Origin of the sequence: Leucobacter salsicius M1-8 (assembly GCF_000350525.1) — a bacterium.
Lineage (GTDB): Bacteria > Actinomycetota > Actinomycetes > Actinomycetales > Microbacteriaceae > Leucobacter > Leucobacter salsicius.
Window position 1 is genome coordinate 112,823 of record NZ_AOCN01000022.1, and the last position, 24,639, is coordinate 137,461.

At 64.4% G+C, this 24,639-nt stretch carries 19 protein-coding genes; 5 read left to right on the plus strand and 14 right to left on the minus strand.

What is annotated here, in order from left to right; all coding sequences use genetic code 11:
- Positions 1-193: 193 nt before the first annotated feature.
- From C795_RS0109665 to C795_RS0109700, 8 genes are all read right to left on the minus strand, one after another.
- On the minus strand, positions 194-889 hold the full coding sequence (locus C795_RS0109665; protein ID WP_017793553.1) for an ABC transporter ATP-binding protein: 696 nt from the start codon (positions 887-889) through the stop codon (positions 194-196).
- Positions 886-2,640 carry a branched-chain amino acid ABC transporter ATP-binding protein/permease gene (locus C795_RS0109670; RefSeq protein WP_017793554.1) on the minus strand — a complete coding sequence of 585 codons (1,755 nt, stop codon included), beginning with the start codon at positions 2,638-2,640 and terminating at the stop codon, positions 886-888. Before C795_RS0109670 ends, C795_RS0109665 begins: the two co-directional genes overlap by 4 nt.
- Positions 2,627-3,502 carry a branched-chain amino acid ABC transporter permease gene (locus C795_RS0109675; RefSeq protein ID WP_017793555.1) on the minus strand — a complete coding sequence of 292 codons (876 nt, stop codon included), beginning with the start codon at positions 3,500-3,502 and terminating at the stop codon, positions 2,627-2,629. Before C795_RS0109675 ends, C795_RS0109670 begins: the two co-directional genes overlap by 14 nt.
- 125 nt (positions 3,503-3,627) lie before the next feature.
- Positions 3,628-4,815 (minus strand): ABC transporter substrate-binding protein, encoded by a 1,188-nt coding sequence (locus C795_RS0109680; RefSeq protein WP_017793556.1) that lies wholly within the window; start codon positions 4,813-4,815, stop codon positions 3,628-3,630.
- A gap of 40 nt (positions 4,816-4,855) precedes the next feature.
- Positions 4,856-5,719, minus strand: coding sequence for a MoaF C-terminal domain-containing protein (locus tag C795_RS0109685; protein ID WP_017793557.1), 864 nt, complete (start codon positions 5,717-5,719; stop codon positions 4,856-4,858).
- 213 nt (positions 5,720-5,932) lie between these two features.
- Entirely contained in the window at positions 5,933-6,895 is a 963-nt protein-coding gene (locus C795_RS0109690) for an AraC-like ligand-binding domain-containing protein (protein ID WP_017793558.1), read from the minus strand.
- A 68-nt stretch (positions 6,896-6,963) separates the two neighbouring features.
- Positions 6,964-8,247: an aspartate aminotransferase family protein gene (locus C795_RS0109695; RefSeq protein WP_017793559.1), complete on the minus strand. Its 1,284-nt coding sequence runs from the start codon at positions 8,245-8,247 to the stop codon at positions 6,964-6,966.
- Positions 8,248-8,281: 34 nt separating this feature from the next.
- The gene (locus C795_RS0109700) at positions 8,282-9,328 is read right to left on the minus strand and encodes a phosphotransferase enzyme family protein (protein WP_017793560.1); all 1,047 of its coding nucleotides are present in this window, start codon (positions 9,326-9,328) and stop codon (positions 8,282-8,284) included.
- Positions 9,329-9,456: 128 nt separating this feature from the next.
- On the opposite strand from C795_RS0109700, the gene C795_RS0109705 reads away from it, so the two are divergent.
- A complete protein-coding gene (locus C795_RS0109705; protein ID WP_017793561.1) occupies positions 9,457-10,074 on the plus strand; it encodes a TetR/AcrR family transcriptional regulator in 618 nt (205 codons plus the stop codon).
- A gap of 16 nt (positions 10,075-10,090) precedes the next feature.
- On the opposite strand, the gene C795_RS17230 is transcribed toward C795_RS0109705, so the two are convergent.
- The 3 genes from C795_RS17230 to C795_RS0109720 form a co-directional block, all read right to left on the minus strand.
- Positions 10,091-10,264 carry a hypothetical protein gene (locus tag C795_RS17230; protein ID WP_017793562.1) on the minus strand — a complete coding sequence of 58 codons (174 nt, stop codon included), beginning with the start codon at positions 10,262-10,264 and terminating at the stop codon, positions 10,091-10,093.
- Positions 10,265-10,428: 164 nt separating this feature from the next.
- A complete protein-coding gene (locus C795_RS0109715; RefSeq protein WP_017793563.1) occupies positions 10,429-12,222 on the minus strand; it encodes a thiamine pyrophosphate-binding protein in 1,794 nt (597 codons plus the stop codon).
- 326 nt (positions 12,223-12,548) lie between these two features.
- Complete coding sequence (locus C795_RS0109720; protein ID WP_017793564.1) at positions 12,549-13,274, minus strand: IclR family transcriptional regulator; 726 nt, start codon at positions 13,272-13,274, stop codon at positions 12,549-12,551.
- Between the two features lie 128 nt (positions 13,275-13,402).
- Between C795_RS0109720 and C795_RS0109725 the strand changes: the two genes are divergently transcribed.
- Positions 13,403-15,304 (plus strand): FAD-dependent monooxygenase, encoded by a 1,902-nt coding sequence (locus C795_RS0109725; RefSeq protein WP_017793565.1) that lies wholly within the window; start codon positions 13,403-13,405, stop codon positions 15,302-15,304.
- A gap of 91 nt (positions 15,305-15,395) precedes the next feature.
- On the opposite strand, the gene C795_RS0109730 is transcribed toward C795_RS0109725, so the two are convergent.
- Entirely contained in the window at positions 15,396-16,751 is a 1,356-nt protein-coding gene (locus C795_RS0109730; protein WP_017793566.1) for an NAD-dependent succinate-semialdehyde dehydrogenase, read from the minus strand.
- 287 nt (positions 16,752-17,038) lie between these two features.
- Here C795_RS0109730 and C795_RS0109735 point away from each other — a divergent pair, with 287 nt between their 5' ends.
- Both C795_RS0109735 and C795_RS0109740 read left to right on the plus strand, forming a co-directional pair.
- A complete protein-coding gene (locus C795_RS0109735; protein ID WP_017793567.1) occupies positions 17,039-18,559 on the plus strand; it encodes an APC family permease in 1,521 nt (506 codons plus the stop codon).
- Positions 18,552-19,886, plus strand: a complete 1,335-nt coding sequence (locus C795_RS0109740) for a flavin monoamine oxidase family protein (protein WP_026139586.1) — start codon at positions 18,552-18,554, stop codon at positions 19,884-19,886. Before C795_RS0109735 ends, C795_RS0109740 begins: the two co-directional genes overlap by 8 nt.
- Here C795_RS0109740 and C795_RS15725 read toward each other — a convergent pair.
- Positions 19,813-20,730: a DUF4349 domain-containing protein gene (locus C795_RS15725; protein WP_017793569.1), complete on the minus strand. Its 918-nt coding sequence runs from the start codon at positions 20,728-20,730 to the stop codon at positions 19,813-19,815. The genes C795_RS0109740 and C795_RS15725 overlap by 74 nt on opposite strands.
- 69 nt (positions 20,731-20,799) lie before the next feature.
- Positions 20,800-22,026 (minus strand): MFS transporter, encoded by a 1,227-nt coding sequence (locus C795_RS0109750; RefSeq protein ID WP_033349507.1) that lies wholly within the window; start codon positions 22,024-22,026, stop codon positions 20,800-20,802.
- A gap of 400 nt (positions 22,027-22,426) precedes the next feature.
- On the opposite strand from C795_RS0109750, the gene C795_RS0109755 reads away from it, so the two are divergent.
- Positions 22,427-24,559, plus strand: coding sequence for a vWA domain-containing protein (locus C795_RS0109755; protein ID WP_017793571.1), 2,133 nt, complete (start codon positions 22,427-22,429; stop codon positions 24,557-24,559).
- Positions 24,560-24,639: the final 80 nt, after the last annotated feature.

Here is a 24,639-nt window from a genome sequence, read left to right on the forward strand (position 1 = left end):
CTTCCCAGATCCGGCCCGGACTGGACCCGGGCCTGCCGACTGATGTCTATCCAAAGCACGAGTGCCTACGGTTTCGCACGCATCTAGCGCGGCCAAACCGTAGGCACTCGTGCTTTTCGGAGACGCGAGTCGAGCCCACCCGCGGGCCCGGGCGCCGCTGGAGGGCCAGGGCCACAGTCGGCGGCGCCCCGGGCTACCCGCCGAGGTAGGCGCGGCGCAGCAGCTCCGCGTCCTCCGCGAGCCGAGCAGCGGGCCCCTGCGGTTCGCTCACTCGTCCGCTCGCGACCACCATCGCCTCGTCAGCGAGGCCGAGCGCGAGATGCGTGAACTGCTCGACGAGGAGCACGCCCACCCCCGACGCGGCGATCTGCTGAATCAGCGGCAGCAATCGCATGAACACGACGGGTGCGAGTCCGAGCGACATCTCGTCGATCAGCAGAAAGCGCGGCTTCGAAGCGAAGGCCCGGGCGAGCACCACCATCTGCTGCTCGCCCCCCGACAGCAGCACCGACAGCGAGTCGATGCGCTTCTCAAGCTCGGGGAACGAAACGAGCACCTCTTCGAGCGCCCGCGGCGTCTTCGCGGTGAGCATGATGTTCTCGCGCACGGTGAGCGACGGGAAGATCGCGCGCCCCTGCTCGATGTGAGCGATGCCGAGCCGGGAACGCTGCACCCGGTTGCGGTTGCCGATCGAGACCCCGTCGACGAGCATGTCGCCCGCAGCGTGTTCGATGACCCCCGAGACCGATTCGAGGAGGCTCGTCTTGCCCGCCCCGTTCGGGCCGACCAGCGCGAGCACCTCGCCCGACCGCAGCGTGAGGTCCACGTCTGAGATGACGGGGCCAGCCCCGCGTCGCACCGTAACCCCGGTGAGCTGCAATTCGCTCATGATGTGACCTCCGCATCTCCCATGTAGGCCGCGATCACGGCCGGATCCTCCAACACCCGCGTGGCCTCGCCCTGCGCGAGCACACGGCCGAAATCGAGCACGGTCAGCTCGGTGCAGACGCTGCGCACCAGGTCGAGGTCGTGCTCAATGATCACGATCGCGGTGTCGAACCGTGACGGGATACGAGTGAGTCGGTGCCCAAACTGGATGTGCTCCTCGTGCGAGAGGCCGGCGGCGGGCTCGTCGAGAATCAGCACCTGGGGGCCCGAGAGCACCGCGGCTGCGACTTCGATGAGGCGGCGCGTGCCAACGTCGACGTTCGATAGCTTCTCCTCGGGTGGCGGGCACCCCATGAACGCGAGTGCGTCACGCAACTCCTCAATATCGAGGCGCTTGCGTGCGACAAAGCGCACGTACGCCTCGACGGTGAGCTGCGGCGGCACCCGATCCTGCTGGAACGTGCGCCTGAGCCCCTTGCGTGCGCGAGCCACCGGATCGAGCCGCGTGATATCCACGCCGTCGAGCGACACCGTGCCGGTGTGCTGGGGCAGAAAGCCGCTCACCGCGTCCACGAACGTGGACTTGCCCGCGCCGTTGGGTCCGATCAACCCCATGATCGAGCGGGGCTTCACCTCGAACGACACATCATCGAGCGCCTTGAGCGCGCCAAACTGCACGCCGAGGCCCTGCACCTTGAGCACGGGCGGGGCGTCCACCGGGATCGGCTCTGAAGCCTCGGGCACCGCGAACACGTCGAGCACGCTCGTCGACACGTCGCCCGCGGTGGCGGGCAGGGTGCGACGCGCAAATCGCTTGCTGATCAGGCTCCGGATCGCCTCGCCCAGGTTCGAACCACTCGTGAGCGCCTGAATGCCGAGCACGCCGAACACGACGAAGCCCCAATCCTGAGGCACGCCCCAGCGCTTCAAGAGCTCGGGGACGAGTACCCAGAGGATGCCACCGAAGATGGCCATATCGATGAGGTACGCGCCGCTCATGACGGCGAGAATGTAGAGCGCGAGCGACTGGATGGGCGTGAAGCTCGAAGCGTAGGGGATGCCCACCTGGCCCGCGAGCAGTCCGCCTGCGACGCCACCGAGCGCGGCGCTCACGGCAAACGCCGAAAGCTTTGCGAGGCGTACGCTCTGCCCCACCGCGGCGGTGCCGCGCTCAGAGAATGCGACGGCCTTCCAGCTGCTGCCCACGCGGCTGCGTTGCAGCAAGAACACGCCGTAGGCGCAGACGGCGAGCACGATTATCGCGAAGAAGAAGTACTCGCGATCGCTCGAAAACATCTCGGGGCGGGCGACCGAGAGCCCGTCCTTCTGCCCGGGAAACTGGGTCTGCACGATGAGCACATCGAGTGCAGCGGCAAACCCGAGGGTGACGACGGCGAGGTTGACGCCGCGAAGCCTCAGCGCGGGCAGCCCGATGATGACACCGGCGATGCTCGCGGCGACACCGCCCGCGATGAGCCAGACGATGAACCCGCCCGGCGCCTCATTCGCATTCATCCAGGTCACGACCCAGGCGCCAATAGCGCCAAATGACAACTGGCAGAGCGCGATGATGCCCGCAGAACCGGTGACGATGCCGAGGCCGAGAATTGCGATCGACGCGGTGATCATGCTGATGGCGAGGTAGACGACGTAGCCCGAGAGCCCGATGCTCAGCGCGAATCCGATGGCGACAGACGCGACGGCGATGGCGAGGGGGAGTACCACCTTGAGACGTGAATTAGCGCGCAGCATCCCACACTTCCTTTCGCTGCGACCAGAGCAGCAGCACGACGATGAACACGAGCGGTACGAAACTGCGCACGAGCGCCAACTCGGGCACCTGTGCGACCATGCCGCCGATGAGCCCGAGCAGGAGCCCGCCCACGACGGCCAGGTCGAGGCGCTTGAATCCGCCCAGGAGTGCGGCCGCGGCCGCGGGGATGATGAGCATTGACAGGCTCACAGCGTCGTTCGACTGGGTCGGCGCAATGATGAGAATCGTGACGGCGCTGATGGCGCCGGTGACGGCCCACACGCCAATGGAGAGCGGCCGCGACGCGATGCCGATGAGCTCGGCCGTCGTCGGGCGGTCGGACAGCGCCCGCAGCTTCGTGCCGATGGTGGTCTTGCGCAACACGATGGCCGCAGCGATCGCCACGAGTGTTGCGAGCGAGACCGTGATAATCGTGACCCAGCTCACCACCACCCCCGCGACCTCGAAAGCGGGCCCGTTGAGGAGTGGGGCGAAGGGCTGCGGCTTGTTGCCAAAGAGAATGTACGACAGCGACATGAGCAGCAGCAACGGCGCCACGGTCATGGCCGAGCGCTTGGAAAGGTCGGCCTCGGCGAGCCAGACGGCCGCGATCCAGCCGATCAGCGCGCTCAGCAGGGCGCCAACGATGACGCCGGCGATGGTCGCGAGCCACACGGGGAGTCCGAGCTTGTCGGCGAGCCACACGGCCGTAAACGCGGCGAACATGCCGGTGGCGGCCTGGGCAAAGTTAACGACGCGCACGAGACGCGACATGAGGGTGAGCGTGACCGCGAGCACCGCGTACACGCCTCCGGCGGCCAGGCCCGAAAGGGCGCCCTGGAGCAGGGCACCGCCGTTCACGCCTGCCCCCGGAGCGAGGTGGGGGTTGTGTAGTTCATGAGGATCCTTCAGATCTTCGGGGAGAAAACGGGGGACCCGGTGCAGCAGGAATGTGCTGCCGCACCGGATCGAATTCGTGAGCGCGATTAGCTCGCGGGGATGAGGAGCCAGTCCTCGGCCGACTTCTCCCAGGCATTCGTGCCCGACTTCAGCACGACGGGCCAGCCGCCGGGCTCGAAGTCCTGAGCCGCCACCTTGGAGAACTCGTAGGGGTACGCGATCATGTCATTGTCGATCGGAGCCATGTTCGCGAGGGCCTCGTTGACGCTGTCGCGTGTGACGTCGCCCTCGATGCCCTCCAGCACCTCGACCATGAACGTGGCGGCGAGGTAGCCGCCCTGGCTGAACGAAGTCAGCGTGATGTCGTTCTCGGACATCAGCGACTTCCAGTCGGCGTTGATGTCGCTGTCCTCGGTGAAGGGGTAGAACTCGGCGGGTACGAATACGCCCGCGGCCGAGTTGTCGACGGCTGCAGCGAAGCTCTCGCTGTATGTCGAGGTGAGGAACAGGAAGGAGACGTCGTCCCAACCCTGCTGGTTGGCGGCCTTGATCTGGCCGATGCCATCGGGCTCGACCGCGTTTGAGACGATCGCATCGCAGCCGGCCTTCTTGGCCTTCACGATGTAGGGCGTGTAGTCGGCGCCACCGTAGGGCACGGTGTCGTCCACGAGCAGGGGCTTCTTGCCGGTGATGTCGCTCCAGCGGTCGATTGCGGCCTGGTATGCGGGGCCGGTCGAGCCGATGACGCTCGTGAACACGCAGAGGTTCTCGAGCCCGAGCTCCTCTGACCCGTAGAGCATGGTGAGGGTGGTGTCATTGAACGGGCCGATGTTGACGGGCGCGATGTTGCTCGAGCTAAAGCAGCCAGGGTCAACACCGATGCCGGGTACGGAGCTGATGCCCTCCTGCTCGTAATACTTCGCGTTGATCTCGCAGTCGAGCAGTGAGGCACTGCCCACGAGTGCGACGACCTCGTCGCTGCCGACCAGCTCGCGAGCTGATGCCGTCGCGGTGGCGGGGTCGGCCTTGTCGTCGGTGGCCTTGTACTCGATCATGTGACCGTTGATGCCGCCTGCGGCGTTGACCTTGTCGAACACGGCAGCCGCGGCCGCAGACGCCTCGGGGAAGGTCGCCGGGCCGCTGATCGTGTTGACGGAGCCGAGCTTGATGGGGGAACCTTCGCCACCGCCTCCTTCGCCACCGCCAGCGCAGCCGCTGAGCGCGAGCGCCGCGACCGCGGTGAGTGCGGCAGCACTGAGAATTCGTTTCTTCATGGTGTGTCCTTTCACATTCCTACGTGTGGAGTGAGCTGGGTTAAACAGGTTGAACGTCGGGGTACTCAAGCCCGCCGCCCGGGTAGATGTGGCCGCCGGCGCGCGAGTGTTCGGCTTGGCCGTTCGCCGCAATGCCGAGGAAAACTCCCGTGGTGCGCAGCTGGTAGCCGAGGTCGTGCAGCCAGACACTCGCCACGGAGATACGAAATTCGCGGAAGCAGAACAGGTAGAGGCCGTCTGCGAACTTCCACACCGTCGACATGTCAACATCGCCGTGGCCGCGCTGCACGCCCTGCACGCACTGCCAGGCGTAGCGCTCGCTCGACAGGTATACGTGCTCGTACAGGTGATGGGGGCTGTAGCGGTAGAGGTTGCGCTTGCCGACAAGGTAGCGCGACGGCCCGGGAACCTCGCCGGTGGCCTCGCCTCGGTCGGTGGTGCCAGCCCAGAAGGTCTGGCCGACGCGAGGCTCGCCGTCGACGTCTTCCTCTCCGATCACCGAGCGGGTGACGAGCGCGCGGTGCGTGGATTCGGAGAAGACGACCGTGATCTGCTCGCGCTCACGCGATTCGATGGGCAGATTCACGAACACGACGTCCTCGCGCACGCGCACGGCATCGTAGGGGTCGCTCAGCTCGCCGACCGTTGCGAACGTGCCAGTGGCGGTCCACTGCACTCGATCGGTGCCAAATGCCAGTGCGATGGTGCCGCCATCGTCGAGAGCGACGGCAAGTGTGGTCCCCTCGAGGGTGACACCGGGCAGTCGGTACGTGTCGATGCCCGCCGCAAACTCATCGTAGCTGCGCCACTCGTTGGCGTCGGCGGCGAGTGAATCAGGTGCGACCTTGATGTCCTGAAATGGCCGGGGCACCTGTTGCGTGGGGGCCGGGGCTGCGCTGGTCATGACTGGATCCGCTCCTTTGCGTGACGTGAAAACACGAGCGCGGACCCTCGACCGAAGGCCACAGTGCCCGCTGATCCTCACTGTACGCAGCGGATAGTGCAAACGGATCGCCTCAAACGCGGCTGTGCACGACGAGTCAACGGCCGGGCGCGCACAGGCAAAGAAGGTCACAGCACGATCACAGCAGGCGGACCGCGCGTGGAATAAACTGCGTTAGCTGAAGCGCAGCTCGCTCGGGGTGACCCCGTAAGCGGACTTGAACACGCGGCTAAAGTGGGCCGCGTCGGTGAACCCCCAGCTCATGGCAATGGCTGCCACCGGGCGGTCGGACAAGACCGGGTCAAGTAAATCTTGACGACACCGCTCGAGGCGGCGTTCGCGGATCCAGGTCGACACCGTGGTGTCGACCTGTCGAAACAGGGAGTGCAGGTGTCGGGTGGACACGTAGTGTGCGTGGGCGATCGTGCCCGGGGAGAGTTCGGGCGAGGCCAGGTTGTCGTCGATATAGGCGTAGATGCGCTGCAGCAACAACTGGTGCGGGTCGCGGCCCGCCGCATCGGAGTCGAGGATGCTCGAGAACAGGGTCGCAATCAGGTCGAGGCTCGTGTGCGCGAGCTTGGCGCGAATCCGTTCGGGGAGCGGGGCGAGCTGGGCCGGAAACTGCGACAAGAATGCCGAGATGACCGGGGCGAGACCGCTGTGTTCTTTGCTGAGGGAGACGGCCGTGAGCTGCTCGGTAACGGGCACGGGGAGGTCGAGGCGGTTCTTCGGAAACATCATGATGAGGTTGCGAATATCTTCGCCGAAGAGGAGCGAGTACGGGCGCGAGGTGTCGTACACCGACAGGTCGCCCGGCTGCATGACCACCTCGCGCCCGTCCTGCACCAGGATGCTCGACCCCGCAAGCAGCAGGCTCACCTTGTAGTAGCCGCTGCCCCCGTCTGCGATGAGCTCGGGGGTGCGTTCGACCAGGTGAGGCTTGGCAACCACCTCGGTGAAGATCACATCGTCGGCATCGGCGGTGCTGAGTTTGCCAGCGAATGGACCGCTGCCCTCGGCCGTGATGCGCAACGGGACGAATGAGTTGGACGCGATTGAGCTAAAGCTGCCGAGGCTGTCAGCCCGAGATGAAGCGGTGACATGCCCGCGTGAGGGCGTCTCAGGTGTTTTCTCCACTCGACAGTCACCTCATTGCGTCTTCGGAATCAGTGGCATTGACAATTATCGCAGCCGATGCCGAGAGACTACACCGAAACCTCTTGAAGTGCAGATTCGAGCGCGTCGAGCAGGATCGGTAGCTCGGCGCCGCTGAATGCGAGGGGCGGTCGCACCTTAAGGACACTCTCGTCGCGCCCGATGCGTGAGATGAGCACCTTCTTGGACTTCATGGACTCGACCACCTGCTTCGCGATCTGGGGAGCGGGAGTGCCGTCGATGGCAAAGTCGAGCCCGAGGAACAGCCCGGTGCCCTTCGCGGCGCGCACGAACTCATGGGATCCCGCGAATTCCTGAAAACGCGCCAGGGCCGCAGCGCCGAGCTGGCTCGCGCGATCCATGAGGCCCTCTTCGGCCATTTCGGTGAGCACAGCCTCGCCCACCGCGGCGGAGACCGGGTTGCCCGCAAACGTGTTGAAGTACTCATTGCGGGAGCCGAAGTCGTTGAGCACGCGTTCACTGGTGACCACCGCCGACATGGGGTGGCCGTTGCCCATGGGCTTGCCCATCGTGACGAGATCGGGGTCGAGCCCCGCATAGTCGTGGCCCCACATGTGGCTGCCAGTGCGACCAAACCCACTCTGCACTTCGTCGGCGATGACCATTCCGCCAGCGCGCCGCACCCGCCCTGCGATGCCGGCGACGAGGCCCGCGGGCACGCGCGGCATGCCCTCGGTCGAGAACAGCGGGTCGAACAGGCATGCCGCGAGACCGAAGCCCGCCTCCTGCAGCGAGGCGATCGCGGCATCAAGTTCGGCAAGCGTGGTGGCGAGGACCTCCGCCGCGGGGCGCGGGTCGGTATCGAGATCCGGGATCCGGAGTGTGCGCACGTGAGCACCGAGCGGCTCGCGTGTCGTGAGGCCCGTGGTCATTTCGGCGAGCGTGATTGTGGTGCCGTGGTAGCTGTAATCAGAAACGATCATGCCGGTGCTGCCCGTGAGCTGGCGTGCGATCCGGATCGCGAGTTCGTTGGCCTCAGATCCCGAATTGCCAAACAGTACCCGGTCGAGCTCGGGCCTGAACGTGGCGAGAAGGCGTTCGGAATAATCGACGACGCGGTTGTTGAGGTACCGCGTGTGGATGTTGAGCGTTGCCGCCTGCTCAGCGAGCGCGCGCACGACCCGATCGTTGCAGTGGCCGACGTGCGGCACGTTGTTGTAGCCATCGAGGTAGCGGTCGCCCGAAGCCTCGGTAAACCACACGCCCTTCGCCGAGACAAACTGCAGCGGTTCGTTGTAGAACAGGGGGGAGTAGGGGCCGATCGTGCGATTGCGGCGCTCAATGAGGGCGGCGGTGGCGGGAGTCGTGTTCATGTGTGCGCGGGTTCCTGTCGAAGCGTGTGGAGGGTTACTGAACGAGTTCGCGGGCGAGCTGCACCACGTGGGGTAGCACGGTGACGGCGTGCCATTCGGCGGTGGGCTCGCCGCGGCGATCTGCGGCCCAGCCCAGGTAGGTCAGGCCGCGCGCGAGCAGCATGGCCGGGAACGCGGTGTGGTCCGCGGGGTCGAGCGGGCGTACCGATTCGTACCCGGCGAAGAGGGCCGCGCGGTACTCGGCGTACCGGGGATGCGGGGTGTAGAAGTAGAGCGCCGTGGCGAGATCGAACAGGTGCCACCCGGCCGCGAAGTCGTCGAAGTCGATGAGCACGAGCCCGCCGTCGGTGCGCAGGACATTCTCGGGAGTGAGGTCGGCGTGGATCGCGCCGAAGCGGCCGGTGGGTGTGCCATAGGCACCGAGCACGTCGCGGATGCGGGAGATAGCGGTAACAACGGCGGCGCGGTCGCTCCCCGCAAGCTCGGTGAGGCGCAATGGGTCGCCCCAGGCGGGGGTCTCTCCGACGAGGCCATCGAGATCCCAGTCGTCGCGGGGTACGACCATCTCGTAGCCCGAGCGCTCCGTGGCGTCGTGGACCTGAGCGATGAGACGGCCCAGCGCCTCGAACTCGCCCGGCTCGAGCGCTGCGGTGCCGGCGACGCCCGTGCGTTCATCGCCAAAGTTTCCGAGGTTCGCGATGAGGCGCTGCAGGTCAACCTGGTGGCGGCCGGCCTGGTGGCTGTCACCGACCACGCAAAACCCGCGCCCGTCGGGTGCCTCCACAAAATTGGGCACCGCGACGCCCTCGACCTGTAGCGCCCGCACGAAGTCGAGCTCGCAGGCCAGCTCGGCATCGCTGTGGTACCCCTGGCGGTGCACGCGCAACACATAGTCGCTGTCGCCGTGGCGCAGCGCAAACACGACGTTCTCGCGCTGCTTGAGCAGGGTGAGTTCGGCCGTGGGGGCGAACCCGAACTGGCCGAGGGCCTCCCGCGCGAGCTCGGTAGCGTCGGCGAGGCTCAGCACAGCATCAGTTGAATCAGCCGGGTCGCGCAAGTCTTGTGGGGAATCGATAGCCACCGTTGGCATCCTTTCGAGGGGGCGTGCGATTGCGTGGGAGCACGACCGCAAACATAAACCTATACGCAGAGTATAGGAATTATATTTCACGTACACAAGCGGGAGCTATTGCTCCTAGACTGGTGAGCATGACCGAGCAAGCCCCCGCCCCCACGAGCCTGCGACAGCGCCGCCAGCAGCAGACCCGCGCCGATCTCGTGGCAGCCGTGCTGGCCGTGATCGGTGAAGATGGGGTAGCCGGTGCCACTATCGATCAGGTGTCTGCGGCCTCGGGAATCTCGCGCGGCACGGTGTACGCCTACTTCCCGGGCGGGCGCGACGAACTGCTGCGGGCGGCGTATGCGCAGCTCGGCCACGACCTCGTCGCGCGGACGCGCGCCGCGCTTTCGGTCGAGTCTGGGTGGGAGGGGCAGCTCTCGGCGCTCGCGCAGGCGATGTTCGAGCTCGCCAGCGACGAACGCGTCGGCCACTTCTACAACGTGTCTGGCCCCGCATTGATCTCGGTGGGGGACGAGCGCGGCATCGGATCGGGGGCAAGCGTCGAGATGATCCGTGACGCGTTCGAACTCGCCGCCGCTCGCGGTGACGTGGAAAGCGACATTGACGCCGAGGTGATCGCGCTGTTGCTCGTAGGGGCGCTGCGCGAGGCCGCGACCGAAGTGGCCGCCGGGGCACTGGATCCGGATCGTGCCGTGCGTGCGTTCGCTCGCCTGGCACGGGGCCTCGCGGGGGCGCGCGCCGCCTGACCGCGGCCGCACTCAGCTACTTGAGGGCGTGGCGCAGCACGAAGAAGTAGATCAGAGCGAAGACCGCAACGATCGATATGTTCGTGGCGAGACGAGCCCAAAACTGGTCGCGCAGAAACAACACCTCAACGGTGACGATGAGCCCGCCCATGATCACGAGGTACGCGGTGATGATGAGATCTTGCTGCATGGGTTGCTCCCGCGATCAGCGCATCACCTGAGCGAGGGGGCTGCGTCATTGCTGCTCCCGCGGGTGATCGTGCGCTCATTCTACGCTCGCGCGTGAGGCAACACGAGGTACGGCCGTTGCCCCACGCGTTGAGGCAACGGCCGAACCGTGAACGATAGGCGGGCCTAGACGTTGAGCCCGTTGACGCGCTGAATCTCGCGCTGATACTCGGCGACCACGCTCCGCGAGACCCGGCAATCGAGCAGGATCGTGCCACGTGCGCCGCTCGTCACCCACGAGGCAAGCGCGTCGAGGTCGGAGAGCTGCGAGACGCGCACGCCCTGCGCTCCCAGCGCCGAGGCGACCCCCGCAAAGTCGACATCGGGGATCAGCATGGGGCCCTGATCGAGCCCCATTTCGCCATACAGGTGCACTTCGGCGCCGTAGGCGGCGTCATTCCAGACCACGATCACGCTGCTGGCGGAGGTGCGGATGGCGGTCTCGAGATCTGCAAGCGCCATCAGCCCGCCACCGTCTCCGGTGGTGAGCACCGTCGTGGTGCCCGGTGCGGCGGTCGCAACACCGGCTACGGTCGAGAACCCGAGCCCGATCGTCTGGAACGCCGTTCCCACCATCACCATACGCTCGGGCGACGCGACCGGCCAATACATGTTGGCCCATCCCAGAAAGTGCCCGCCGTCGGAGGTCACATGTCGGTCCTGCGGCAACATCTCGCCGATGCGCTGGGCCACGGCGCGCGGGTCGAGGCGGCCGTCGGCGCAGATCTCGGCGCCGCCGTCGCGCACGCGGAGTGCGCCGCCAGGCTCGAGCCCAGTGATTGTCTCGCGCCACGGGGTCGTGCCGCGCGGGAGCGCCCAGTCCCCGTGCCGTTCATGCTCCAACTGGGCGCGTGCCCGATCGCGCTCGATCACGTGCGCCAGCGATGCCACGATTTCTCGGGCATCGCCCTGCAGTAGTTGATGCGTGATGGGCTGCTTGGTCTTCGGCGCTGAGACCTGTTCAGTGTCGATCCGGATCACGGTGGTGCCCGGGCCCAGGAGATCCCCGAACCGCATGGTGAACTGGTTGAGGCTCGCGCCGACCACGACGACCACGTCGGCCTGCGCCACGATCTCCATTGCGGCGGCCTGGCCAAACCCGCCCGTGATGCCGAGATCGTACTGGCCGTTCGGGAAGATGCCGCGGCCGAGGGCGGTCGTCGACGTGAGCGCGCCGAGGCAACCTGCAAGCGCCCCCAATTGCGCACTCGCCCCCGAGAGGTGGGCGCCGTGGCCCGCAATAATGAGCGGCCGTTCCGCATCCATGAGCAGGTGGGCCGCGGACTCGATCTGGTGTGCCAGGGCGGCGTTGACCGGGGCGAGGGTGTCGGCCGAGGGGGCGGGCTCCTGCTGCGCCACCGAAGCGGTGAGAGCCGCGAGCACTTCGGGATCCGACAGGTCGATGCCCTCGGGCTTGGGTGCAGGGGCGACCGGTGGTACCGCCGTGGCGCTTACGATGTCATACGGAATCGCGAGCACCACTGGGCGACGCAGCCGAGCGGCGTACGAGGCAGCGCGCTCGACCGTGCGCTCGATATTGGTCACCGAGAGCGAGTGGGTGCGCACGCCCATGGCTGCCGCAAGCATCTCCTGATCGACGTCCCACGGGCGAAGGCCCGTGCTGGGGGCATCGCCGACGACGACGAGCATGGGGGTGCGGGCCTGGGCGGCCTCGGCGAGAGCGGTGAGGGTATTGGTGAACCCGGCACCGTACGTCGTGGTTGCGATGGCGATCTTGCCGCACACGCGAGTGTAGGCATCGGCCGCTGCGACGGTGCCGGCTTCGTGGCGCACTGCCGTGAAGCTGACGCCCTCGGCGGCGAGGTCTTCGATGAGATGGGCGTTACCGTTGCCCATCAGGCCGAAGCTTGCCGAGGCGTGCACTGCAAGGGCGCGAGCCAGCGCGCGGGTGAGCGTCACCGCTGGAGCCGAAGATGGTTCCGAAGTGGGAAGGGGTGACGTGGAGGTATCGAGGGACATCACAGTGCCTTTCGCGAAATAAGCGAGGTGAAGGGTGACCGTGTATGTCTCGCCGGGAGGGGCGACGATGGCGCACCCGGCAGCAGCGCCCCTTTTTCGAGCGCCTTGCCGGCCGGGCCGAATGGTGACCGGGCTGGACAGTGAAAGCATATCGGTTGTGTGAAGAGGTTTTGTTCTCGACATAACAAATAAACGCTGAAACGGTCGAGTGGCTGGTCGATCAGTACAGTCCGGCGGTCCCCAGGGCCAGCGCGAGTGGCCCGGTGCTAGCGGTAGTTGCGGGCTACGCGCTCGGCCGTTTGCTGCAGCTCGGCCACAACCCCGGACAGTTGATCCGGCATTCGGAAGTGCACGACCGCGATGGCTGCGGGAGCCTCCCCGGCCACGCGAAGGGGCACCGCAATCGAGGTGACGCCATCGATGACTTCGCTCTCGCTGATTGCGTAACCGCACTCGGCCGCAATGATGGACTCGGGGGTGGATGCTGACAACCCCAGCAGGGAGATGCGTTCGGCGGGGCCGAGTGATGCTTCGATCGCGTGACCCGGGGCTCCGAGGTTCCACGCGTGCCGGTCGCCGGGGCGCCGGGCAATCGCGGCGGCCACACCGACCGGCTCGACCGACGTGAGGGTGATGATGTCTTCGCCGTCGAGCACGGTGAGAAACGCGGTCATGCCGGTTTGCTGAGCGAGCCGAGTGAGTTCGGGGGTGGCTGAGGTCATGAGGCCCGGTGCCACGCCGCGGGCGAGGGCAGCCATGCGCGGTCCGAGTCGGATCAGGCCCGCGTCGTCGCGCAGGGCAAAACGGTGTTCCTCGAGAGTGCGCAGGAGCCGGTATGCGTTCGAGCGGTGCACCCCAAGCTGCTCCGCGAGCTGGGCAATTGAGATCGGCTGCTTTGCGTCGCCCAGGATTTCGAGGGCCCGAAGCCCGCGCGCCAGGGTTTGCGAGCCAGCGGGAGGGGCCTGCGTGGCGGCCTGGTACGTGGAGGTCATGGTTCCATTCTCGGGCATGCGACGAGTTGATTGAGGTGGTATTAGAAAAGGCGTATGATCAGTGTGCGATATTCATAAAGCTTATTCACTATGTGAACAATTGGCAACGATGCTTACGAGGAGTTACAGTGCAGTTTCACCATCACGGATATGTCTCGGGTGACCCGCGGGTGCTTCCCGCCGCGGGCGTCGGGCTTGATCGGCCCGAAGAGCTGCCCGACGAGATTGATGTGTTGATCGTCGGCTCGGGCCCCGCGGGCATCGTTGCTGCGGCCCAACTCGCGCAGTTTCCCGGGGTCGTCACGCGCATCGTTGAACGGCGCGATGGGCGGCTCGTGCTCGGTCAGGCCGATGGCATTCAGGCTCGCAGTGTTGAGACCTTTCAGGCATTTGGCTTTGCACCGCAGATCATCCAGGAGGCCTACCAGATCACTGAAACCGTATTCTGGACTCCCGACCCGAACGACCGTAACTCCATCGTGCGCTCGTCCATCACCCCCGATGATGCCAAGGGCATCAGCGAGTTTCCGCACCTCATCGTCAACCAGGCGCGCGTCATCGACTACTTCGCCGAGTACGCGACCCGAGCACCCGCACGCGGCAAGGTCGACTACGGATACGAGTTCGTCGATCTGAAGGTGGGCGAGGGTGAGTACCCGGTCGAGGTCACGCTGCGTCACGTCAGCGGACACAGCGGCGCCGGCATCAATGCCGCCGCCGAGGCAGCCACGGCGGGGGAAACCCGTGTCGTTCGCGCCAAGTACGTCGTCGGTGCCGACGGCGCGCGCTCCAGCGTGCGCCGGTCCATCGGTGGGTCGCTCTCGGGCTCGACGTCTCTGCATGCCTGGGGCGTGATGGACGTGCTTGCAGTCACCGACTTCCCCGACATTCGCAAGAAGTGCATCATTCACTCCGAGGCGGGCAGCATTCTGCACATTCCGCGCGAGGGTAACCATCTGTGCCGCATTTACGTTGACCTTGGTGAGGTCAACGAGGGTGATGGCGGTCGAGTTCGCAAGACGCCACTCGAGGACGTTGTCGCGCAGGCGAACAAGATTATGCACCCCTACTCGGTCGATGTGCGCGACGTGCCCTGGCACAGCGTGTACGAGGTTGCTCACCGGCTCACGGATCGCTTCGATGACGCTGCGACCTCACCCGATGGCAAGCCGCGCGTCTTTCTGATGGGCGATGCGTGCCATACGCACAGCGCAAAGGCCGGGCAGGGCATGAATGTGTCGATGCAGGACGGCTGGAACCTGGGCTGGAAGCTGGGGTACGTGCTCGAGGGCCGCAGCCCGGAATCGCTGCTCGAGACCTATTCCGACGAGCGCTGGGTGACCTCGAAGAACCTCATCGACTTCGATCACGAGTGGTCATCGCTCATGGCGAAGAAGCCCGAGGAGTTTGACTCGCCCTCGGAGCTTGAGGACTTCTACCTGCAGACGGCCGAGTTCCCCGCCGGGTTCATGACGGAGTACACCGAATCAATGCTCACGGCGGCAGGGTCGCAGCAGGCGCTCGCGCCCGGGTTCCCGATCGGCAAGCGTTTCAAGTCCGTGGAGACAGTACGCGTTGCCGACGCCGTCACCGTGCACTTGGGTCACCACCACCGAGCCGACGGCCGTTACCGCGTGTACGCGTTCGCCGACGCGAGCGGCGAGAAGCTGGCGCAGTGGGCCGAGTGGATGCTGCGCGACGACGCCCCTGTGCGCCGTTTCACACCCGCGGGTGCCGATCTCGACAGCGTGTTCGACGTTAAGGCCGTGCACCAGCAGCCGCACCACGACGTCGACATCTCGCGTGCGTCGAAGCTGTTTTTGCCGGCCTCGGGACCCTTCGGCCTCACGGACTACGAGAAGATCTACGCCGCGATCCCGGGTAATGACATCTTCGACGAGCGCGGGGTAAGCCGCGACGGCGCAGTGATTGTCGTGCGCCCCGACCACTACGTGGCCGGCATCTTCGGTCTCGACGACACCGAGGAGCTCGCCGAGCTGCTGGGGCGTTCGTTCCTGCCGCAGGCGTAGGCTGCGCGGCCGGGTTTCGACCCGGATCAAACAGCTCAGGCCCCAGGATCTCAAGATCCTGGGGCCTGAGCTGTTGAAGCGGAGCTAGAACTTAGCCAGCGAAGCGGAAAAGCTTCTTGTTGGCGAACTCCAGCATGCCGCCCTTGCCGAGCTCGCGGCCGTAGCCCGACTTCTTGACGCCACCGAAGGGCACGTCAGCACCCTCGAGGCCTGCGCCACCGATGAAGACCATGCCGACGTCGAGCTGGTTGCCGATTTCCTCGGCACGCTCGAGGTCGTCACAGATCACAACCGAGCCGAGGCCGTAGGGCGAAGAGTTAGCGAGTTCAATCGCCTCTTCGTCGCTCGATACCTTGTACAGCTGCGCGACGGGGCCGAACAGCTCCTGGCTGTAGACGTCCATCTCAGGGGTGATGTTGGTGATCACCGTGGGGGTGAAGACGTTGCCCTCGGGGGCGTTGTTGCCCACGGCAATGTCTGCACCCTGATCGATGGCGCCCTGCACCTGTGCGGTGAGGTTCTTGGTGGCTGCCTCCGACGACATGGGACCGAAGTCGCCCGCCTCGTACGACTGGCCAGCAATAGCTGCCTTGAACTTCTCAGCGAACTCATCGAAGTACTTGTCCATGACGACGATGCGCTTCGAGCCGTTGCATGCCTGGCCGGTGTTCTCCATGCGGCCGCCAACTGCGTGCTCGACCGCGTGGTCGAGATCGTTGGTGTCGAGCACGAGGAAGACGTCCGAGCCACCGAGCTCCAGCACGCACTTCTTGAGTGCGCGGCCTGCCTGCTCGGCAACAATGGCGCCTGCGCGCTCCGAGCCGGTCAGCGAGATGCCCTGGATGCGGTCGTCGGCAATGATGTCGGCGATCTGGTCGTGCGTGGCGAACACGTTGACGTAGGCACCCTCGGGGAAGCCTGCGTCGAGGAACAGCTGCTCGAGGGCGAGTGCCGACTCGGGGCACTGTGCTGCGTGCTTGAGGACGATCGTGTTGCCCAGAATCAGGTTAGGCACTGCGAAGCGTGCGACCTGGTAGTAGGGGTAGTTCCACGGCATAATGCCGAGGATGACGCCCGTGCCCTGGTGGCGCACGAAGGTCTTGAGGCCGTCTTCGACCTCGAGTACCTCGTCTGCGAGCCACTTCTCGGCGTTGTCTGCGAATGCAGCAGTGATGGCGCCCGAGAACTCGGCTTCACCGATTGCCTGCTCGAGGGGCTTGCCCATCTCGCGGTTGATGATGGCGCCGAGCTCGTCCTTGCGCTCGTCGAACAGCTCTGCTGCGCGCTTAGCGAGCGCGGCACGCTCGGCAACGCTGGTCTTGCGAGCCCACTCCTTGTATGCCTTGTGTGCCGAGGCAAGCGATGCCTCGATGTCGGCTGCGGTTGCGTCGGGGTACTCGGCAACAGTCTCGCCCGTGGCCGGGTTAATGACGGCAAACGTGCTCATCTGACTTACTCCTTAGTAACGTCGATCGGGTAGATGACACTGCATAGTCTCCCACACCCGCATCCTGGGCACTACCTCGCATCGCCGCATTTTTTCGTGTATCTGCTACATCACAGCTTCGAATTCCTGTGCAACATTCGTGGTTTGCAACGAAATCCGCAGCTGGAGGCTTAAAGAGGCAAATGTCAACGTCAATGTCTGCGAGAATGACATTGTGTAGGACGCAATGAAGCCGCCTCCTACAGCTACGAGACGAAATCGGCGACGCCGCCGGAAAAGAAGTGCCAATGACGAAACTTACTCTGCCCAACGCAACAGAGACGGGCCACATTCACGTGGGCAAAGGTCTCAATCAGGGAGCCCTCGGGGTTGTCGGTTCGACCGTCATCGGGCTCGCCTCGACCGCGCCGCTGTATTCCCTCGCGGCTACGCTCGGCTACGTCATCGTTGCGGTCGGTGCTCAGGCACCGCTCGTGTTCATTGTCGCGTGCGTGCCAATGATCTTCGCGGCGCTGGCCTACCAGGAGCTGAACCGTGAGATGCCTGACTGTGGCACCACGTTCGTGTGGGGTGCGAAAGCGTTCGGGCCCGTGACCGGGTGGATCGGCGGCTGGGCAGTGGCCGTCGCGGGCGTCATGGTGCTCGCAAACGTGGGCGAGATTACCGGTCAGTATTTCTGGCTCTTGATCGGCAACGAAGAGTTCGCGAACAACCGCGTCATCGTGATCATCACCTCCGTCCTGTTTATGGCTCTCATGACCTTCATCAGCACCGTTGGCGTGCAGATCGGTGAGCGGATGCAGATGGTGCTGATGGTCATTCAGCTCGCCGCCATGCTCGCATTTGGTGTGCTCGCGTTGATGCAGGTCGCAGATGGAACGAACCCGGGTTCGATCGCGTTTGATTGGAACTGGTTCAACCCCGCAGAACTAACCTCCTGGTCGGGCTTCATGCAGGCGGTACTCCTCGCACTCTTCATCTACTGGGGATGGGATAGCTGCCTCGCGCTGAACGAGGAGACCAAGAACCCGCGTAAGACGCCGGGCCGGGCTGCGCTGCTGAGCATCGTCATTCTCATCGTGCTGTACGTCGGTATCTCGGTAGCGGTCATGATGTTCGCGGGCTTCGGAGACACCGGATTCGGGCTTACCAACGAGGCCAACCTTGACGACGTCTTCACCGTGCTCAGCGGGGCGCTCTTCGGCCCCTGGGGCTGGTTTTTGATTCTCGGTGTGATGCTCTCTGCGGCATCCTCCACGCAGACGACCATTCTTCCCACCGCACGCGGTACCCTGTCGATGGCCGTCTACCGTGCGCTGCCCGCGAAGTTCGCCGAGCTGCACCCCCGGTTCAAGACCCCGTGGTTCTCGACCACGGTCATGGGCATCGCGTCGATCGTGTACTACGTCGGTATGTCGATCCTGTCGGAAGACATGCTCGCCGACTCGCTCACCTCAATGGGGCTCGCCGTCGCACTGTACTACGCCATCACCTCGTTCGGCTGCGTCTGGTACTTCCGTGACACCCTGCGTGACAGTGCTCGTAACCTGTGGCTACGCGGCATCCTGCCCGGTCTGGGCGGCCTCATGCTCAGCTACGCATTCGTGCAGTCGGCGATCGACATGATCAACGTCGACTACGGCTACACCGTAATCTTCGGCATTGGTGGCGCATTCGTGATCGGGGTCGGGGCGATTCTGCTTGGCTTCGTGCTGATGGCCGTGTGGTGGCTGCGTCCCGGCTCGCGCCCGTTCTTCCGCGGCGAGAGCCTGAACCGCGACACGCCTGTGCTGGTGCCCGATGAGTAAACCGAACGACTACGACGTTTTGGTTATTGGCGCGGGCGTCTCGGGCCTCGCCGCCGCGTCCGACCTCACCCGGGCCGGGAAGCGGGTCGTCGTGCTGGAGGCACGAGGCCGCGTCGGTGGCCGCGTGCACACCGAACGCGTCGGCGGGCACACCACCGACGTGGGCGCCTCTTGGATTCACGGCATTGATGACAGCTCGCTGCACGACGCTACCCGCGCCCTCGGCATGAGGGAAGCCGAATTTACCGTAGGGAGCTTTCAGGCCGGAGGCCGCCCAATGGTTTACTTTGGGCCAGGCAATGAGCGCCTCTCGGCAGTAGCAGCCGACGGTTTTATCGCCGATGTGGCCGCGCTGGATCCGGAGCTCGAGCGCGCGATCGCGCGCGCGCCCGAGGGGGCCTCATATGCGGATGCCGTGCAGTCCGCGGTCGCGAGCTTCGTAGCCAACCGGAGCTGGGATGAGGATCGTGCTGAGCGCGTGCTCGAGTACCATCGGCACCGAGCTGAGGAGCAGTACGGCGCGTGGTGGGATGACCTCGATGCGCACGGCCTCGACGATGACCAGATCGAGGGGGACGAGGTCGTGTTCCCTGACGGCTATGACGCGCTGCCGCGGGCACTGGCCGCGGGGCTCGATGTGCGGCTAGAGACGCCCGTGAACCGCATCGCCTGGAGCGGCGGCGGTGTCGCGGTCGCTGCAGGCGAGACCGTATTTACCGCGGACCATGTGATTGTAACCGCACCGGTCGGCGTGCTGCAGTCCGGTCAGATTGAGTTCGCCCCCGCCCTGCCCGAGCCGGTTGCACGGGCCCTCGAGGGCTTCGCCATGAACGAGTTCGAGAAGGTGTTTCTGCGCTTCGACGCCCCGTTCTGGGACGATGGTGTGTACGCGATCAAGCGTCAGGGGAGCGCGGCCCAATGGTGGCACTCCTGGTACGACCTCACACAGGCCGTGGGCACGCCCACGCTGCTCACGTTCGCCGCTGGCCCCGCGGCCCGCGCCACTAGGGACTGGAGCGACGATGAAATCGTCGCGTCCGTCATGAGCTCACTGCGTGAGATCTATGGGGCCGCTGTTCCGGATCCGGAGTCCGCCAGGATTACCCGGTGGCGCGATGACCCGTGGGCCCAAGGGTCGTACGCGTTTGCGAAGCCGGGCACCCCGCCCGAGGCCCACACGATACTCGCAACGCCCATCGGTGGCGTGTTACAACTTGCCGGGGAAGCCACCTGGCAAGACGATCCGGCGACCGTCACAGCGGCGCTGGAGTCTGGTCGACGGGCCGCGCAGCGCGTGCTCTTCGGGCACGACGCACCCGCACGATAGCCGTGATTGCGGCGGCAACGGCCGCCGCAATCACGAGCCAGGGGAGGGCGATGCCGAGGACGACGAGCGCCCCTGCGCCGGCAGTACCCAGAGAATTGAACCCCGCAATGAGCCCTTCCCAGAACGTGCCAGGCCCGCCGCCAGGGAGCACACTCGGGGCAGTGATCGAGACCCAGATCGTGGCCTCGGTCACCTGTCCGTCTAAGGCCTTGAACTGCGCACGGAGGCCATCAAGCTCCTGTTGGCGCTGGGTAAGCGCGGCCTCTGCCTCGATGAGCTCTGACGTTGTCGCGGCGCCGCTCATGAGGTCGTTGAGCCGCTTGACTGAGGTTTCAAGCGCCTTGATGCGAGCTTCTAAGTCAACGTACTCGGTGGTCACGTCCTGGGTTGAGCGGGATTGTGACACGATCTCACCAGCGGTGCCGAACTGTTTGAAGGCCTCGTCGAGCTTGGCGGATGGAATTCGGACAGTCAGGCTTGCCCCAGCGGGGGCATCAGCCGATGCTTGATACACCGACAACGATTCAACTGAGCCACCAAGGCCCTGCACGACCTTCGTCACCTCGGTTGCGGCCGACTCAGGATTATTGGCTTGGAGTGTGACTTCACCCGTTTTGACGACCTGCTGCTCGGCAGTGACCTCGGGAGACATGGGCTTTGGCTCCTGCGCGAAGGGTTCAGCGCCGCCGGAACTGGCGCTATCGAGCGTCTCACCCAGATCGGTCGAGGTGCTACTCGAGCCGTCTGATCCCGAGGCGTCGCCTGATCCGGCAGCGCACCCCGAAAGCAGACTAAGCGCGAGCGCGGCGGCGACCGCTAGTGGAGCGAAGCTGATCCGGTGCATGCTCACACCATACGGCGACGAGCAACTAGGAGCCCAGATCCGTCGCCAAATCGTGACCGGGTGGGACGGTTAGGGCAGCGGGATCGTCAGCGTCCCCGTATCAGCCTGAGGCTCGATGATTCGGCCCTTGAGATCTGGGATCCAGCGCATCGTAGCGAGCGCGCAGATGGTGCCGCACATGAGCATCGCAGCCGACACCATAATCGCGCCGTGGGGGCCAGCCGCATCAATCGAAATGCCGCCCAGCGCCGATCCGATGGCGACGCCAACAAGCTGCCCCGTGCCGACCCAGCCAAATGCCTCGGCCGTCTCTGAGAAGCGCACCGAAGCACTGACGATGTTAGAAATTGCTGCGAACGCGGGAGCGGTGCCGATGCCGCCGAGGAACAGCACGGTGCCGAGCCACCATATATTCAGGCTGACAAGGCAAGCGAGCGTGCCCGCGAGCACGATCGTCATCCGTAAAGCCAACGACCACGGCCGCATGTCGCGGTGACCAATGAGCAGGCCGCCCACCAATGAGCCGCCGGCAAAGAGCGCGAGCACGATGCCCGACTCCATGCTGCCCTGATCTTCGCCCGTGGGGCCGCGAAAGGCGGCGACGACTCCCGTCTCGATTGCGGCGAACGACGCGACGAAGAAGAACCCGATGACCGTGGAGATGACGACCGTGGGGTAGCGCAGCACGGCACCAAACCTGCGCCGCGATGGCGGAAGCGTGAGGGTGCCCAGCGTGGGGCTCATGATGAACCAGGCGCCACCGAAGACCATGATGCCCGCCGCTACGAGCAGGCCCACCGTGGTGCCGAACTGCGAAGATACGAAGACCGCGACGACGGGGCCGAGCACCCAGATGAGCTCCTGAGCGGCAGCGTCAAGCGAGAACAGTGCCGACAGCTGGTTTCCCGGAACGAGCTTGGGGTACATGGTGCGCACTGCGGGGGTGACGGGAGGGGTGGCGATGCCAACACCGAACGCGAGGACCGCCACGAATATCAAGGGCAGCTGAGTGAGGGCGATGACGGCCAGCAGGAGCGCACACAGGATCGAAGTCGCGGAGAGTACAGGGCGCATGCCCCAGCGCCCCATGAACCGGCTGCTGAGTGGGCCAGAAATGGCCTGCCCCACGCTCTGCGTCGCGAGCACGAGACCGGCCGACGTGTAGTCGCCGTACGCCAACTGAATGTGCAGCAGCAGAATAATCGAGAGCATCCCAAATGGGAATCGCGCCATGAGCTGCGAAAAAAGGACTCGAAGAACTCCTGGATTCTTGCTCAGGTCGCCATAGATGCTCACCAGTCGAGTCTAGTGGTGAACTCAGGGGAAGGGTTGTTCTGGTTGATGACGAAACGGCCGGGCTTTGCGTGCGGAGGCCACGAATTTCTTCGGCTGAGGGGCCCTTTGCTGCCAATTTCTGCAGTCGTGGGCCTTGAAAAGCTCTCTGTGTAGATTAATGCCGGATGTGTATTCGCTGTGAGTTGACATCGAGTCAATCGCATTCATACACTGATCTCAAAAGGTGGACCTTGTTGTGGCCGCTGGATGAGATGTTGCGGTGACAACAAAGGGGGTCTAGTTGGTTTCGCGAGGACTGAAAGCGAGAAGTCTCAGCAGCAAGGTGCTGAGTGCATTGTTTCTGTGCACAATTGCAGTATCTGGGATCACCCCGGTTGGGGCGGCTTCTTCGGCTGCGGCAATGCCCGCCGTGAAGCTCGAAAAGCCGGATCCTAACGCGTGCTCGACCGGCATCAATGCTCAACCTGAGCAGCCGCGACAGGTCAACCTCGTGCTGGACGATTCGGGCTCCATGTTCTATGACGGGAGCTCGTCGCTGGACCGATGGTCGAACGCGAAGTACTCACTCGAGGTGTTTGCCGCGATGATGGGCGGAGACGACACGCTAAACGTCTACCGCATGAGTGACTTTCGGGACGGGGCCACAGCGGGCCCCTTGGTGTCAATGAAAGGCAAAGAATCAACGAGCGACCGCGTCGCCAAGATTCATCAAATGCAGCTACAGGGCGGCGGCACGCCATACGCTCCTGTCACAACCGCGGTTGCAGATCTGGCGATCAGCGCAGCACCGGACAAATGGCTCGTCATCCTCTCGGACGGGGAGTTCAATGATCGCGCAACGAAAGATGTCGAATCTGATTTGCTGCGATTTGCGTCCGAGAACACGAACGAAGTAAGCCGACTCCAAGTCGCATTCCTCGCGATCGGACATGAGGCCCCGCAACTTACGGATAACCCCGTAGCGGGAGTTCATTTCGATCGTGCTCCAGAGACCGCCGACCTGGTCGGCAAAATGACCGAGTTCTCGAACCGCATCTTCGCACGCAGTGTATTGCCGCAGTCCACTCCGGGGCACACGAACCCCGACGTAGATATGGACCAGCTCCTGGTATTCGCACAGGGCGAGGACGTCAAAATTGGTGAACTTTCCGTTGGCGGTGAGACGATCAAGCCGGGTTCCGCGGTAGAGGTTGCCTGGGCAGAGAATTCTGACGCGAGCGTGGGTGGTTCTCTCGTGCCTGCAGTACCCAATAAAGAACTGCGCGGCACACTCGCGAGCTTCGCGGATGTACCGTCTGGCTCAAGTGTCATCGACATCAAGGGCGCGCAAACGGTTGACGTGTTCTACACCCCGCACGCCGCGTTCGGCATCGAGCTCCAGGACTCCGAGGGCGAGCGAGTCGACGCAGACAAGATTGTGGGCGGCGACTACACCGTAAATTACGGATTCATGGATGCTAGCTGCAATTTCATCGAGTCAGAACTCTTTGGCGACATCCAGTACTCCGCCAAGGTCACGCAGAATGGCGAGATCACCGCTGAGATGCTGACGCCTGGTGACACTGTGGCGCTCGCCCGGGGCGATGCACAATTCTCGGTGAAGGCCGAGTACCTGGGGGGCAAGACCTCAGAAGCGGTCATCGATCTCAAGGTTTTGCGGCCCGCCAAACCAACGAAGTTTGAAATGGGCGAGAAAGCTTTTCCCGTCAGTACGTTAAATGACCTGAAACTCCCTGACGATGCTGTTGAGCTGCACTATGCGATTCAGGAGAACGGCAAGACGATAGAGTTCGGCGCCGAGGAGTGGGCATCGTTCACCGCAGACTCGTTCACAGCGACGTCGTCAGAACCTGACATTGAGTTTGAGATCGCGGTGGGCGATAAGCCGGGGCAAGTCTTTCTCGTGCCACGCGCCCCCGGGGGAGACGTGTACGCGGCCGTAACGGGAACGCTTCCCATCACCGTAGAAGCCTCGCATGTGTACGATGAGCAGCTCAATGAGTCCACGTTCAAATCGACCATTGAGGTCACTGACGATCTGGCGCTTTGGGACAGGATCTCGAACTGGTTCTGGCAGGTCGGCTGGTGGATGCTCCTACTCCTCCTACTGATTATTTGGTGCCTCGGGTATGTGTTCCGTCGTCGTCTGCCAAAGAAGTTGCGGCAGCGCCCGTTGGTGGACTATCGCCCCAAAGCGCTGGGCGGTAAGCGCGCACAGTTTGATGCACGCTTTGAGAAGAACCGCGGCAAGCTGTTGATCCCATACACCGCTGAAACAGGGTCGATCCGGCCCCCGGCATCGGTACGCGGCATCCCCGCTCTCAAAATCAAAGCCGTCGGCGGAGGCCGGTTCGAAGTGAAGAATTGGACCTCTCTCGCGCGATCAGGACGCGTGTCGTTCGATGGGGAACTGCTCACGAAAACCACGGAAAAGGTTCGGCCGCTCCGGGGCAGTAGCAGCATCATCGTGACGACGGCTGAGGGAAGCTACGACATGCAACTCAGTCAATCCCGCAGCAGCGGACGACGCTAGTACCGCTCTCTTCACTGTTTGTTGCGCAGTATCGCGCATCTCATTTTCATCGCGCTCCGGCGCCAACCGTTCCGAAAGGA

Coding starts and splice junctions, on each gene's coding strand:
- C795_RS0109665 (WP_017793553.1), bottom strand. CDS start 889: ATGAGCGAATTGCAGCTCACCGGGGTTACGGTGCGACGCGGGGCTGGC.
- C795_RS0109670 (WP_017793554.1), bottom strand. CDS start 2,640: ATGCTGCGCGCTAATTCACGTCTCAAGGTGGTACTCCCCCTCGCCATC.
- C795_RS0109680 (WP_017793556.1), bottom strand. CDS start 4,815: ATGAAGAAACGAATTCTCAGTGCTGCCGCACTCACCGCGGTCGCGGCG.
- C795_RS0109685 (WP_017793557.1), bottom strand. CDS start 5,719: ATGACCAGCGCAGCCCCGGCCCCCACGCAACAGGTGCCCCGGCCATTT.
- C795_RS0109695 (WP_017793559.1), bottom strand. CDS start 8,247: ATGAACACGACTCCCGCCACCGCCGCCCTCATTGAGCGCCGCAATCGC.
- C795_RS0109705 (WP_017793561.1), top strand. CDS start 9,457: ATGACCGAGCAAGCCCCCGCCCCCACGAGCCTGCGACAGCGCCGCCAG.
- C795_RS17230 (WP_017793562.1), bottom strand. CDS start 10,264: ATGCAGCAAGATCTCATCATCACCGCGTACCTCGTGATCATGGGCGGG.
- C795_RS0109720 (WP_017793564.1), bottom strand. CDS start 13,274: ATGACCTCCACGTACCAGGCCGCCACGCAGGCCCCTCCCGCTGGCTCG.
- C795_RS0109730 (WP_017793566.1), bottom strand. CDS start 16,751: ATGAGCACGTTTGCCGTCATTAACCCGGCCACGGGCGAGACTGTTGCC.
- C795_RS0109735 (WP_017793567.1), top strand. CDS start 17,039: ATGACGAAACTTACTCTGCCCAACGCAACAGAGACGGGCCACATTCAC.
- C795_RS0109740 (WP_026139586.1), top strand. CDS start 18,552: ATGAGTAAACCGAACGACTACGACGTTTTGGTTATTGGCGCGGGCGTC.
- C795_RS15725 (WP_017793569.1), bottom strand. CDS start 20,730: ATGCACCGGATCAGCTTCGCTCCACTAGCGGTCGCCGCCGCGCTCGCG.
- C795_RS0109755 (WP_017793571.1), top strand. CDS start 22,427: ATGCCCGCCGTGAAGCTCGAAAAGCCGGATCCTAACGCGTGCTCGACC.